Raw genomic sequence first — 12,955 nt, 5'->3', positions numbered from 1 at the left:
ACGGCTTCGATCACCCTCGAGGAGGACGTTCTGTGGCGCGAATCAGCCCGAACACCAGATCCACCTGAAGGTCGGCGAGCGTTTCGGCCGACAGCTCACCGGCGGGCCGGTACCACGTCGACATCGAATTGCAGATCGTCACGACTCCGCGCATAGCCGAGCCCACGTTGCGGACATCGCATGCTCCTTCAGCAAGGCCTGCGGAGATCAGATCACGGAATACCTTCTCTGTTCGGTCGCGCTGTCTGACCACTTCAGCGCGGTTGTCTCCGTGAAGATAGCGAATCTCAGTGATGCCGATCAGAGACGCTCGAGGACGTTCGAGGATGAAGTCGACATAGGCCCTGACGGCCGCTTCGATCTTGGACAGAGTACCTTCGCAGTCGGAAGCGGCCGCGGCTTCGAGGCGGTCTGCCAGGGTTCGCGAAGTCTCCTCGAGTACGAACTCGAGAATGGCGGATTTCGAACCGAAATAGTTGTAGAGGTTCGACAGCGAGGTACCGGCGACTCTGGCGATCTCGCGTGTACTGGCCCCGTGGAATCCCATTTCGGAGAAGACTTCCAGCGCTGCATCGACCACGGTCTCACGGTCGATGAATCGTGGTGCGGCTCGTCTCCGTCCGCTGCCCGGCTTGTCCTCCATGGACAACAATCTTTGCATATACAGCCTCGAAAGGAATGCTCATGATCAACGGACTGGCACCCGGAAGGACCTTTGCAATCGACCGTGGAAACGTTGATGCTTCGCTCCTCCTGGCCGCACACTCCATTGCGCAGGACGTCGAGGCACAGATCGGTGGGCCGGCCCGTCTGGTCTCCGCATCGGTCGAGCCGCAGACCGCTTCAGCGGCTTTGCATCCTGACTCTGACCGCACCGTCATCACAGCAGTCGATTTCCCCGGCGCAGCTTCGGCCCGTGTCGAGGTCACTTCTCATGACGCCGAAATACCCGGCGCGGAATCAACAGTGCGACTGGTATTCGACGTCGATATTGCCGTTCTCGACGAGCAGCTGGAGTCCGCAGCTCTGCACTGCCCAGGGAATCGACAATGGAACTCCGCTCTCGAAACCCGATTGAAGAACGATGCGGAGTTCAGCCGACTCATCGAGAACTACGACGGGACCATCGGCCTGCAGGTCGGGTCGAGGCCGGTGCATATTCGTTGCTATCGGGGCACTGTCCTCGAAGTCGCTTCACGTTCACTCCTGGGTTCGGATTTCACCGTGACAATACCGGGTGATGTCTTCATCTGGTTGATGACGACCCCGAGAAACGCCTTCATGGAAGCAGCCATGCGTGGAACCCTGAAGACCGACGGATCCGGATACGAATACCTCCGCATGACGAGCGCGCTGGTCAGAGTCATCGACCTGTGTCGCGTTCAGGCGGCGGCTTCCGGCTGGATCGGTACACCGACATCTGACGCTCACCACGAATCGATTGGAGTCTCCTGAAATGACCGACCTCGACAAAGGCGCTTCTGACTCGGTTCGCCACACGTTCCGCGCCCATCAGCTTCTCATCGATGGTCGTTCGGCATTTGTCGAAGATTGGGGTGATCTTTCGTCAACTCCCTTGCTGGCTCTGCATACCGCTGGCCAGAGCGGAGTTCAGTACCGAGACGTCGCACCTCGACTCGCGGAGGTCGGCTATCGAGTCATCGTTCCAGATCTCCCCGGGCACGGGAGGTCAGAACCCTGCGCCGGGGACCCGGTGACTGATCTCGGCGACTACGCCCAGTTCGCGCTGTCGGTCATCGACCTGCTGGGCATCGAAAAGTTCTCTGTCGTCGGCTGTTCTATCGGTGGCAAGATCACTATCGATCTCGTCACACGAGCCGGGAGCCGAATCTACGCGGCCGTAGCTATGGCGGCAGGCGCCGGTTCAGGTCGCGTTTCGGTTCGGTCGCTGAAGCGCGAGCTCGTCGACATCGCGGCACCGTCGCGAACCGAACGCACCTACTGGGGAACCGATGCGGTCGTCGGCAAGTCTGTCAGCGCCGACCGCCGTAACATGATTGCGCGAATGCATTGCCGAGAGGATCCGATCGTGTCGAATTCGGACCTCATCGGTTGGGGCAATCACGACGTCAGAGGACTGCTCTCAGACATCAGTTGCCCGGTCAGGCTTGTCGTTGGTTCAGACGATCTGTGGATCGACTCCGACGAAGTCCGCCGGGATGCCTCGTCCATCCCTCGAGGACACTTCGAACTCATCGACGGCATCGGGCACTATCCGATGGAGGAGATGCCCGACTTCGCGGACTTCGTCGATACGTGGTTGCGCAGCGATCAATCCGCCGGTGCCGATAAGGAGGCTCAAATCGCATGAACACCACCCCCGATACACTCTATGGCCACCTCAAGTCCTGGGTTGCCGCCGATCCACAGCGCACAGCACTCGTCGACCCTGAGCCGGACAGGTCTGCGACGACTCCGATCGACGGCGGACACCGTCGGGTCACAGTCACGGACCTTCTCGCTCGCGCGGACGAATTCGCCAGGCTTCTGTCCAATCATCAAGTCGGCCCAGGCGACTGCATCGGCGTGTGGATTCCCAGCTGGTCCGATGCCTATGCATGGCAGTTCGCGGCTTCGGCGTGCGGCGCCCATGTCATCGGAGTGAATACCCGGTACAACGTTGCCGAGGTCAGCCATGTCCTTGCCAAAGCACGGCCACGGGTCTTGGTCATGGCGCATGGATTCGGACGAGTGAAATTCTTGGACACTGCGGTTGCCGCAGTCGCTGAAGCACGGCGCTCAGTTCAGGAAGACGGGACTGAGACATTCACACCGCCTGTCAGCTTCGTGTGGGCCGTGCCTGGTGCGCAGACCGATCCCACGCCCGCAGACTACGATCTCGGCTCGGGTTCGATGGTGGTGCCGAGGGCCCCACGACTGGCCACAGCAGCAAGCACAGGCGATCTGCAGACGGCCGCGGGATCAGACGATCGACTTGCGGTGGCCTTTACGACTTCGGGTTCGACCGGCATGCCGAAGCTTGCCGCCCATCGCGAGTCTGCTGTGATCTCACATGCTGTGAATGCGGCGAGCGCAGTCGGGCTGAGTCCGGGAGATCTCATGGTCGAACCGCTGCCCTATTCCGGAGTGTTCGGGTACTGCGGCGGCATGGCAGCACTGTTCGCGGGGGCCGCGGTTCTCCTTCATCCGGTCTTCGACGAAACCGAGCTCCTCCGTGCATGGGAGCATTTCGGAGGAACACATTTCGTCGGTGCCGATGACATGCTCTCTCGCGTACGACGCGCGTGCGGCGAATCGGGAATCCGATTGGATTCGTGGAAATGGGCGGGTGTTGCTGACTTCCAAGGCATGTCAGCCGAGATCGCGCAGTGGGCATCTGCAGAATTCGGCACACGTACGGTCGGAGTATACGGTTCGTCTGAAGTCTTCGCCCTTGCTACCCTGTGGCCGACCGACACATCGGATGATCTGCGCTATTCGGGCGGCGGACAGCTCGTTGATCCGTCCTACGAATACCGGATCGCGGACCCCGCTACAGATGAGCCGATGTCAGATGGAGACGACGGAGAGATCCAGTTGTCGGGAACCAACGTCGTCAACAGCTATCTGGGCGATTCCGGCGAGGGCGCGAAGAACTTCACTGCCGACGGGTGGTTCCGAACAGGAGACCTCGGCCGGGCGAAGGGACCACACTCATTCGAGTACATCTGCCGCATGGGCGATGTCATTCGGCTCCGCGGTTTCCTTGTCGACCCGGCGGAGATCGAGACCCACATCATCACGCATGAGGACGTGGAATTGGTGAAGGTCGTCGGCCGGACCAATGATCTCGGCGAACCCGAAGTTGTCGCCTTCGTGCAGGGCGTCCACGATCGCGTTCCTGACGAGGAGCAGATCATCGCGCACTGTTGTGAGAGATTGGCTCGCTACAAGGTGCCGGCAGAAGTCCGCGTCATCGATGCTATGCCGGTAACCGCAGGAACGAATGGGTCGAAGATCAAGGCCGCGGTACTGCGTGATTGGGCTGCTCAACCGCGGGTGCAGAGCGCGCTAGGGTGAGCATGTCAGATCTCAGCCGAGAGGATCCATCGCATGAACTCGTCCGACAAGTACGTCAATCCCTTCGCCGAGGTGGCTCTGAGCAACATCACCCGCGAATATCCGTACGCGGCCCATCATCTCGTCCCGAGCCTGGCCGATGTCGTGCCTGCGGTGGAGAAGCACCCGGCATTCGCGAATTCCTTCGACTGGCATTCCAGCGTGCACATGCATTATCTGCTGGCGTCGCTCCTCGACACCGAGGAGGGCCGGACGGCGAGTTGGCGCGACCAAGCTCTTGAGGTCCTGACCGCGCATCTGAGCGAGGAGAATATGCTCGCCGAGGCGGCCTTCCTCCGTGACAGTCCCTCGTGGGAGCGGCCGTATGGCTGGGCTTGGGCGGTTGAACTCAACCGCGTACTCAATTCCAGTGGAACAACGGAGCTCCAGGATCTGGGAAAGAACACCCAGGTGCTCACCGAGACAGTCTTCGACCCCGTGACTGCATGGCTGCCGAAGGTCTCCGAGCCGGTCAGGCACGGGGTTCATTCCAACACTGCGTTCGGGCTGCGTCGGATCCTCATCGGCGCACGAGCGGCCGATCGGCGCGATACGATCGACGCCATCGCCGCTGCGGCTCGGCGGTTCTTCGCCGAGGATGCCGCATGGAACTTCACGCAGGAACGCAGCGGCCACGACTTCCTCTCCCCCGGCCTGTGCGAAGCCGATCTCATGGCCGAGGTCCTCACCGAGGACGAGTTCGCGTCATGGCTGCCCGGATTCTTGTCGGAACTGGATCCGGAGTCACCAGCGCTCACCCCCGTCAAGGTTCTCGACCCGACCGACGGACAGCAGAGCCATCTTTACGGACTGGGGCTGTCGGTAGCAGCCTCGGTGATGCGGTTGGGGCCGAAGCTCGAAGCCATCGCGGAGAAGAGGGAAGACGCCAACCTCATGGCTCAAGCCAAAGGCATGCTCACTCGGGTCGATGCACTTATGGCTCCGGGCCTGGAAGCCGCCGTCTCGGACGAGTACGTTTCGTCTCACTGGATCGCGACCTTCGCGTGGGAGGCGGTGAACACTCAGCGTGGTAACAGCAGTCACCACGCTCGAACACGGTAAACCGAAATCAAGCCTGACCAGTTCTGCTTCTCCACGCGCGTTCGATCCTCGTCGCAGCCGAGGCTGGGTCCTCATGTTCCCATACACGAATCACCAGCCAGCCTTCGTCACCAAGCACCCCGTCAACCCTTTCGTCTCTGTCACGGTTGCTTGAAATCTTCGACGACCAGTAGTTGGTATTGGTTTTGGGCATAATGAAGTGTTCAGGACACCCATGCCAGAAGCACCCATCGACGAACACCGCGATCTTGGCTCTCGAAAAGACGACGTCAGCACGAGTGCGCACTCCTTTGAACGGAACTGCGTCGACGCGGAAGCGCAATCCACGGGAATGCAGCGTCGAGCGCAACGCCAGCTCGGGCTTTGTATCGCGTCTTCTATTGGCTTGCATCGTACGCCGCGCGTGGTCAGATGAGGCCCAAGACTCTTCCATGCACTCAGTCTCTCAGTCTGTCCCATTCACAGACGTCTGCAGACGGCGACTAACTATTTGAGCGTTTCGACCACCTGCCGGTGAAGTGCATCGATGACGTCTCGCAGATAGTCCTCGTCGTGGTCGGGAATCTGCACGAGTCCTGATGTCTGCTGAAGCCGCCTCATGAAGATGCGAGAATAATCACGACGCTCTGATCCAGAATATCCAGATCCGACAATCGCGTTGGCGACTGCGCGAGCAAGTCGGGGCCGGTTGGTGATCAGTCGTTCTATGGTTACCCCAAAGTCATCCTCGGTGAGCTTTCCTGCCTCGACAATTTCAGGTCCGAAGATGAGCCATCTCTTCCAGATTCGTTGGAAGACATGACGCCGATCTCCACCGGTGATTCGTTTCTGAAGCGCGTGTCCTCTTGCGGTCGACAGGCTTCCCATCGCCAAGCGTCTGGCTGCGAGATCCGGCATCAGGATCAGCGTCAGGAAGTCCCATACGTACGGATCGCCGAACTCGCCTATCGAATGTTCGCCTGCTCGGTACAGAACCCTGCCGATCGCAATATCGAAAGAGGCGGTCATCGACAAGGCGGAACTCGCAGAAGATTCATCAACAGCGTCAATGCATGACTGGCGCAAACCTCTCAACGCCGATTCGCTTATTCGAGAACCTCCGGTCGGAGGAAAAGCTCGCGGGCCATTAAGTCCGGCGTCAAAAGAGCTGTCGCTGAACTTCGGCCAGGATTCGAGTTTCTGCACGAATTCGCTCCTCATGCGATGTGCCTCATTCGGGTCGATTCTCGGGAATAGCATGTTGCCCACCATCGTCAGTCCTTCAACATTCTCGTGCCGGCGGCGACATCATACTCAAGCTTCTCCGGTGCGAGCCGATATGACTTCACCGCGGCGGACAGCGGAAGCCGCAGATACTGTTCCGAGGCCCTCTGTGCTGCCGCTGCCACAGAGTCCGGATATTCTGCGGCCACCTCTTCAGGAAGCTTCTGCGGTTCATTTCCCGAGGACAGGCGGGCGGCAGTTGCGATCAAAACTCGGACTATCGCAGCATCGAGCTCATGAGCCACGTGCGGATCGGGGTTTCCGCTGATCAGCTTGCGTACAGGAGCAAAGTCCTCGTTCAGCTCGAGTCTTATAGAGTGAGCGAAGGGAGCCTCCAACTCGTCGGCAGACACCAGCAACCGCCAGGGGGCTTCGGGCATCCCCTGCTTGTCGAACGAATAACTCGAAGTCGGGAAACCGTCCAGCTCCGTGTCGAGCGGCAACCTGAGAGTCGGCCCTTCTGCGACGATTCGTCGTCGCAACAACGGCTCTGACTCATCATCACCGATGACCTGCGCTCTGACTGTGAGCACCTGGGACACAAGACTGCCTTCAACAGTCACCTCTGCCTCTGCGGTCATTGAGGACTGTCCGAGTTGGAGCTGGACGTCTTTGCCACTCGAGAATGCCGTGCTCGGACAAGCCACGCTCAATGCGAGCTTCGGATTTCGGACCCCTACGCTGCTCAGCTGATGGGTATTCGCTCGAACAGTGGTCCCGAGTGTTAGCACCGAGTTGGAGTCCCAATCCTCCGAAATCGCCGAGATCGTCGTTTGACTGCCGTTGAGTTGAATAGTCCAGTCACCCCAGTCGAGGTCACCCGCCGTCAACCGGGGAAAGGGATACAGTCGCTGTCTGCTCATACTTCCGCCTCTGCCTGGATTGATATCTCAAGTGCGGCTGGGGTTCGAGTGTCCAGTCTGAGTTGCACCTCTGTATCTGATTGGGCAACACAGTCAGTCCCCACGGACAGGACTTTGCCTTCGGACTTCCAACTGATCGTCACTTCATCGTCACCAAGAGCAAGCAGCCCGTCCGACGTGATTGCATAGGTATCCACGGAGAGGGCAACAGATTGTCCTCGGGCGCCAGTGGGGCGGACATCAACGATCTGTCCGCGGCCATTGGGCAATGGGGTCGAATTGGTGACAACTGCTTCGATTCGTCGTCCCTTAGCCGATCGTCCCGATTGCCGAGCTCGCCTGCGAGGTGAATCTCGATTTTCCTCTTCAGCAGGCGGAAGTCCCAGTGGAACGAAACTCCGCAATCCCAATGCCACCTTTCTGACTGACTGCTCCTGCACGGTCGTCTGGACCTTGTTCTCGCTCAGGAACTTCTTCGTCTTCGTTCGAATCTGATCGAGTGCTCGTTGCACCACATAGCGTGAAGCCTCAGTCTCTGCCGCATCTGGTGTCCACCGGTCGTGAGTCGGTGGCTCTGAAGCTGCGAAGTGACGATCACATTCAGGCGTCGGCTTGAATACTCCGTGCCATTGCAAGACCCCGCCGTCAGGCTCCACCACGGGGTCGTAATTGACCACGAGCTCAGCCTCGGACCGCATCATGCAGAGGACGTCGTGCGGCGCGGCCCTTTCGACACCGGCCGCGAGCGGTGCACTTTCAATGAGAAAAAGATGACCTACCGTGTTATCTTTCCGACCGCCGAATAGCTCTTCCTTCTTGGAAAGCAATGCCCCTCTGGGACGCAAGGTTATCGGGAAGCACTGCGACCTTACAGTGCCGACAGGCAGCGGAACAGAGTAGTCGTATTCCAGCTGACCCTGAACCTGCCGAATGGAGTTGAGACTCGAGGCAAAGTGTCCGTACTCAGCCAGAGTGGAGTCGACGACCTGCCTCTCCACACGATTCTCGTACAACTTGACGATCATCGGCCGTGAGTCCTCACCGTTCGGAACCACTTTGGGCCAGGCGCTATGTGCTACGGCATCCGAAACTTGCTGAATCAGCGCCTCTGAATGCTCATCGGTGCGAACGGGCACTCGCGCGTCGAGGTCCTCATCGACGTCGACAGTGATGACTGGGTCGAGTATGAGAATCGAAGTCCCTGTTTCGGGGTCACCTTCATCAGTATCTCCGAAATGAGTTCGGAAGATCTCTTCGCCCAAAGCCGCTGCTGCGTCCCCGCGAAGCGGGACGATGTCGTCGTCGTCAGGATCGCCCCACCAGTGAGCACCCGTGAATCGCGCATTGCCCTCTTCGTACTCGTTGTGCAGCGAGCACGCGATAAGCCGATGTTCGACTTCGTCGTCATGGGTGTGGCACCTTGACCAGTAGACGACACTATGAGCATTCGAGACCTCAAAGCTCGCTGTCTTTCCGAACCCGAAAGTACCGCCGGATCGCCCCGACGACTTGGTCGAGCCTATGTCGAATACAAAAGAATTGAAGTTGTTCTTCTCCCCATCTTGGGCAACTTCGGATGCCCGGAAGGGCCCATTCAGACCGACACTTCCTCTGTCGAAGATTTCGATCGCGTGGACATCTGGAGATTCCAGACATTCAGACAGGTCAGAGAGGGAATCCGGGAGTGCGGTGAAGACATGTTCGCGAAGAATCTGCTTGACCCTATGATCCATCCGATAGACTCGCACGCCATACGCTGGTGTCCAACCTTCATCACGAGCGTCCCACGAATTCTGCAACGTCTCCCTGACGAGTAGCTCCAGCCTCGAAAGAGCACTGGTCGGCCGCAGAAGTTTGCCGCGACCGCCGCTTGTCTGGTCTCCGGCACCCCTCGGCTTCGAATACCTCTTGAGCGATGAAAGCGTCATATAGAAGAACTCCCCTCTGCGGCCAACCTTGCGCAGTCGAACTTAGACGAAGACTCGCCGAGCGACCCGAGGCTCAGCGAATAGGAAAGCGAAGATACTGCATCTGCCACAGAGTCAGTCAGCATCGACCGATTCAGCGCTGGCGTTTGTCGGTCGATCTCCCAAAATCGCCACGAAATCAGACTGAAGGTGTGCTCTCCCGAACCCGGCATACCTTCGACATACCCTGCATCACGCAGCTTCTCGGTCAGCACGGCGTGATCGACGCCAAGTCCTCTGAGCCTCTCTGCCGCCTCATATATTGAATCGGCACCATGACGCTGGACCTCGGCCACTGCCAGAGTCAACGTGCCGGTCGTCGGAGGTTCCAGCTGTCGCAGCCCATGGATCGTGACAGCCGATCTATTTTGGAAGGCGGAGGTCTTCACCTCGACTCTCGCGGATTCACCGGTGAAGTCGTGAATGTCCTGAGCTGTCCTCTGCCAGCATGCGATCGCCGAGGGCCCGACGCTGTCAGTCAGACTTTCGAGAAAGCGAAGTTCACCGTAGATGCCTGCGGCGGCGGACTCGGAGAGCTCCGTCATTGCGACATGGAGGAGACGGCGCCAATCCGATGCAGCTGCATTCACCAGCTCGATGACGTCAGAATCACCTTCGAGCGAGTTGCGCACGTCATCGATGAAGACGAAGAAGACCTCGTCCAATCGCGGTTCATGACAGACGACTTTCAACGCTCGCGACATGGTGCCGGTCGTTTCATCATTGACGTCAACACTCTGAATACTGATCACCTTGCTGACGGAGAAGCTGACCTCTCGCTCACTGTCGGTCTCGAAATAGGCAACTGCGAACTTACCTTCCTGATATCCGAGCCACGTTCGTCGTCTGCCAGTTGAATCTGCGACCAAGACCGATGCTTCACCAACCACCAATTGAGACCCGTCGCGCTGCGCCGCGTGGAAGATCTCCTTGGTCGAACTCATGCGTCTCCTCTGTAATCTCGTTCAGTGTCGACAGCAAACGGCTCATCAATGTCTTCAGCGTCATCGAAGATCGGACGTACCGCAATCTTGCTTCCTTTGGATTCCAGGCGGTTCTCAGAGTCGAAAGGAGCCACAACTGCCATACCGACAATCGGAGGGAGTCCCGGTTCGACAAGTGCCGGGTCGATAATTTCAAGAGCCGAGTTCATCGGCATGCGGCCCGCTGAGTTCGACGCTGAGAATCGACTGATTGGGTATAGAACCAGCAGCCCCCGTCCATTTCCACCATCTCTGTGCTTTCGCCAGTTATATTGAGCATCGTTATTCATCTGCGCAAGCGTCTTGCCTTCCGGCAGGTTTCCCTGAAGGCGCAGATCGAGAATGACGTCCTTGGCAGACATCAGCGCTCTGATATTTATCGTTTCCGATTCTCGGAGATCGTCCGGACCCTTCTCAATCGGCGCGCGCCGGATCGAACCGACCTTGGTGCCCGCCACTTCGAGCCCGTCGTTGCCTTTTCCTTCACTTGGAACGACGACGTTCCAACGCTTATCTGACAGCTTCTCGCTCGACCATTTGATTGCGTCAGAGAATACGTCCTGATTGTTCTCGTGGACTTTGAACTCTCGGAAGAACTCTTCGAGCTCTTCAAGGGGAACGTCTTCGAACAAAGTGGGAGTTGCTTCCGACCGGAATGGCTGGAGACGTCGCAGAAGACTCTCCGTCGATCGGACGTTATCCAGCGCTGGAGCGCTTTCGGAGAAGTCGAACTGTGTCGTCTGGAGCCTGTAGCCTTCGAAATCGACTTCAGCTTGCAGAGCGTGCTTTTGCTTAGCCGAACTAGTCACCTGCAATCGTCCAGGATGCAAGCGCACTCGCACTCCGATATCCGCTGGAGTCATCCCCGCTTGAGTCATCCGGGCGATTTCGCTCCTCAAATCGGCCTCGACACTTGCCAGGAAGCGGTAGTCCTCATCGAGGCGCGGGCTCACCCAAATGCGTTGGAGATCTTCATAGCCTCCGCGATAGCCGAACCAACGGCCCATCTGAAGCAACGTGTCGTACGTATTGGAAGTCCGCGTGAAGTAGGAGACGAAGAGGCCCTCCAACGTCAGACCCCGGGACAAGGTACTTCCGCCGATGACAATGACCGTCTGCGGTTCGTGCGAGTAGGAAAGCCGTTCGCTGTCTTCTTCCCGGCCGTTGTCGACGACCGTACGAAGGTAACGCAGAACGTTTGGAATCTCATCGCTGACTCGAGGCCAGGTCGGTGCCGCGCCATCACCGTCATAGAGAGACGCGGCTCGATTGATCTCGTCTTCAAAGACCTCCTTGAACCTCGCTACATCACCATTCAGCGAGGCCTTGCGAAGGGGATCGAGATATTGTTCGACAGCATCACGAGTGGCGAAATGAGGATCGGTCCGAGGAGTTGTATGGATCAGCATCGTCGAATGCTTCTTCTGCTGCCCCCTAATTCGCCGGACTGCACATGCAACAATGAACCAGCGAATCGCCTCTCCAAGGGAATTTGTGACCGTTGGCTGAAAGCCCTCAGCATTCTTACCGCTGGGCACAAGCTCACGGACTTCGTCCTTGGCGATCGGCCGAATCACATCAGGGAGCTCCGAGACCCGTTCTTCATCTGCGACATCTTGAAGCCCGAAGATCCTCTCTGCACCGAAATAGTTGGCAGGTGTCGGCATGACATGGATGAAATCTCGAGGATACAACTCTGGCAGCGACCCTTCGGGGACATTCGGATCCATAAATACATTGGCAAACGGTGTTGCGGTGTATCCGACGTACGTTCCGTTCCGAACTTCAGACCATATCTGCCGCATCAGTAAATTGATGGCTGTCGGTTCGTCACCGATCTTCGCCGAGGCATCGGGAGTCGCCTGATCCGATTCGTCGTCGATGACGAGAAAAGGAGTGTCGCGCTTGGTTGCAGTGTCCAGACTCTGGAGGAATTCCAACACTTTCCTGAGACGGTGGCTGTTCTTCTTCACCACCGCGAGGATTCGACGATGGTTGACAACGATGGAGCTCGCGTTTCCCGAGTGCGCATCACCGAAGTCACCTTCAGAGTCAGTGAGCCGGTACCACGCCTGAGGATCATCCAACACTCCGAGGTCTGTGTCGAGCCTCACCTGCGTCTGTCGGCGCAGATTGTTGTGCACGCCCGACAGTACAAGCACGAATTTATAACCGCTGTCCAGGGCTTTCGCAATGACTGCCGAATAGTTCGCCGTCTTTCCAGACTGGACATTTCCGATCACGAGCCCGAGCCTGTTGTCATCATCGACCCGGGGTTCAGCCAGTGAAGCGACTATCTCCTCGGTTGATCGGTCGATCGAGTCAAGTGCTCCGGACAGTCCACCATTCGCCATCCGTTCACGAAGAGCGCTCCACACTCCGTCCGCAGCCACACCGGAGTACCATCCCAGTTCTCGAAGGTCCTTCTTTCTTGCCGTGCCGACTTCAGTCAGCTTTGTCCGTGTCAGAACCTCTTGTTCATGCACACGTTCCAGTTCATCAAGAGCATCGTCGATGCCGGGAAGAGCTTCCAACGACTGCTTAGTCTTCCTCCTCGCACCTTCTCGGGACATGTTCTGGAGAAAACTGTTGAAGATGATTTCAACTGGCGAAGGCTCTTGGTTCATTGATGCTCCTATGGAACGGCGAAACTCGAAATCCAATCGACTGCAGTCAGCAGTTCAGGGCTGTCGAATGTAGTGAATCAATATTTTCTCCAACGGTATCGTGAACCACG

At 58.1% G+C, this 12,955-nt stretch carries 11 protein-coding genes; 4 read left to right on the top strand and 7 right to left on the bottom strand.

Going from position 1 to position 12,955, the window contains the following annotated elements; all coding sequences use genetic code 11:
* Positions 1-10 precede the first annotated feature (10 nt).
* Positions 11-643, bottom strand: a complete 633-nt coding sequence (locus tag GUY23_RS01765; protein ID WP_166969182.1) for a TetR/AcrR family transcriptional regulator — start codon at positions 641-643, stop codon at positions 11-13.
* 41 nt (positions 644-684) lie between these two features.
* On the opposite strand from GUY23_RS01765, the gene GUY23_RS01760 reads away from it, so the two are divergent.
* From GUY23_RS01760 to GUY23_RS01745, 4 genes are read left to right on the top strand one after another with little or no spacing between them, the layout of a single operon-like run.
* The gene (locus GUY23_RS01760; RefSeq protein ID WP_166969180.1) at positions 685-1,455 is read left to right on the top strand and encodes a hypothetical protein; all 771 of its coding nucleotides are present in this window, start codon (positions 685-687) and stop codon (positions 1,453-1,455) included.
* 1 nt (position 1,456) lies between these two features.
* On the top strand, positions 1,457-2,332 hold the full coding sequence (locus GUY23_RS01755) for an alpha/beta fold hydrolase (RefSeq protein ID WP_166969178.1): 876 nt from the start codon (positions 1,457-1,459) through the stop codon (positions 2,330-2,332).
* Positions 2,329-4,041 (top strand): AMP-binding protein, encoded by a 1,713-nt coding sequence (locus GUY23_RS01750; RefSeq protein ID WP_166969176.1) that lies wholly within the window; start codon positions 2,329-2,331, stop codon positions 4,039-4,041. Before GUY23_RS01755 ends, GUY23_RS01750 begins: the two co-directional genes overlap by 4 nt.
* A 33-nt stretch (positions 4,042-4,074) precedes the next feature.
* On the top strand, positions 4,075-5,142 hold the full coding sequence (locus GUY23_RS01745) for a DUF2891 family protein (RefSeq protein ID WP_166969174.1): 1,068 nt from the start codon (positions 4,075-4,077) through the stop codon (positions 5,140-5,142).
* A 7-nt stretch (positions 5,143-5,149) separates the two neighbouring features.
* Here the strand turns inward: GUY23_RS01745 and GUY23_RS01740 are convergent, their stop codons facing one another.
* From GUY23_RS01740 to GUY23_RS01715, 6 genes are all read right to left on the bottom strand, one after another.
* Positions 5,150-5,575: a very short patch repair endonuclease gene (locus GUY23_RS01740; RefSeq protein ID WP_166969172.1), complete on the bottom strand. Its 426-nt coding sequence runs from the start codon at positions 5,573-5,575 to the stop codon at positions 5,150-5,152.
* Between the two features lie 53 nt (positions 5,576-5,628).
* Positions 5,629-6,327, bottom strand: a complete 699-nt coding sequence (locus GUY23_RS01735) for a hypothetical protein (RefSeq protein ID WP_166969170.1) — start codon at positions 6,325-6,327, stop codon at positions 5,629-5,631.
* 68 nt (positions 6,328-6,395) lie between these two features.
* A complete protein-coding gene (locus tag GUY23_RS01730; protein ID WP_166969168.1) occupies positions 6,396-7,268 on the bottom strand; it encodes a hypothetical protein in 873 nt (290 codons plus the stop codon).
* Positions 7,265-9,001, bottom strand: a complete 1,737-nt coding sequence (locus GUY23_RS01725; protein ID WP_166969166.1) for a hypothetical protein — start codon at positions 8,999-9,001, stop codon at positions 7,265-7,267. The genes GUY23_RS01730 and GUY23_RS01725 overlap by 4 nt, the downstream gene beginning before the upstream one ends.
* A 191-nt stretch (positions 9,002-9,192) precedes the next feature.
* A complete protein-coding gene (locus GUY23_RS01720) occupies positions 9,193-10,179 on the bottom strand; it encodes a PD-(D/E)XK motif protein (RefSeq protein WP_166969164.1) in 987 nt (328 codons plus the stop codon).
* Entirely contained in the window at positions 10,176-12,845 is a 2,670-nt protein-coding gene (locus tag GUY23_RS01715; protein WP_166969162.1) for a Z1 domain-containing protein, read from the bottom strand. The genes GUY23_RS01720 and GUY23_RS01715 overlap by 4 nt, the downstream gene beginning before the upstream one ends.
* Positions 12,846-12,955: the final 110 nt, after the last annotated feature.

Source organism: Brevibacterium atlanticum, from assembly GCF_011617245.1.
GTDB lineage: Bacteria > Actinomycetota > Actinomycetes > Actinomycetales > Brevibacteriaceae > Brevibacterium > Brevibacterium atlanticum.
The sequence above is the reverse complement of the archived record's forward strand: the minus strand, read 5'-3'. Positions and strand labels throughout refer to the sequence as shown.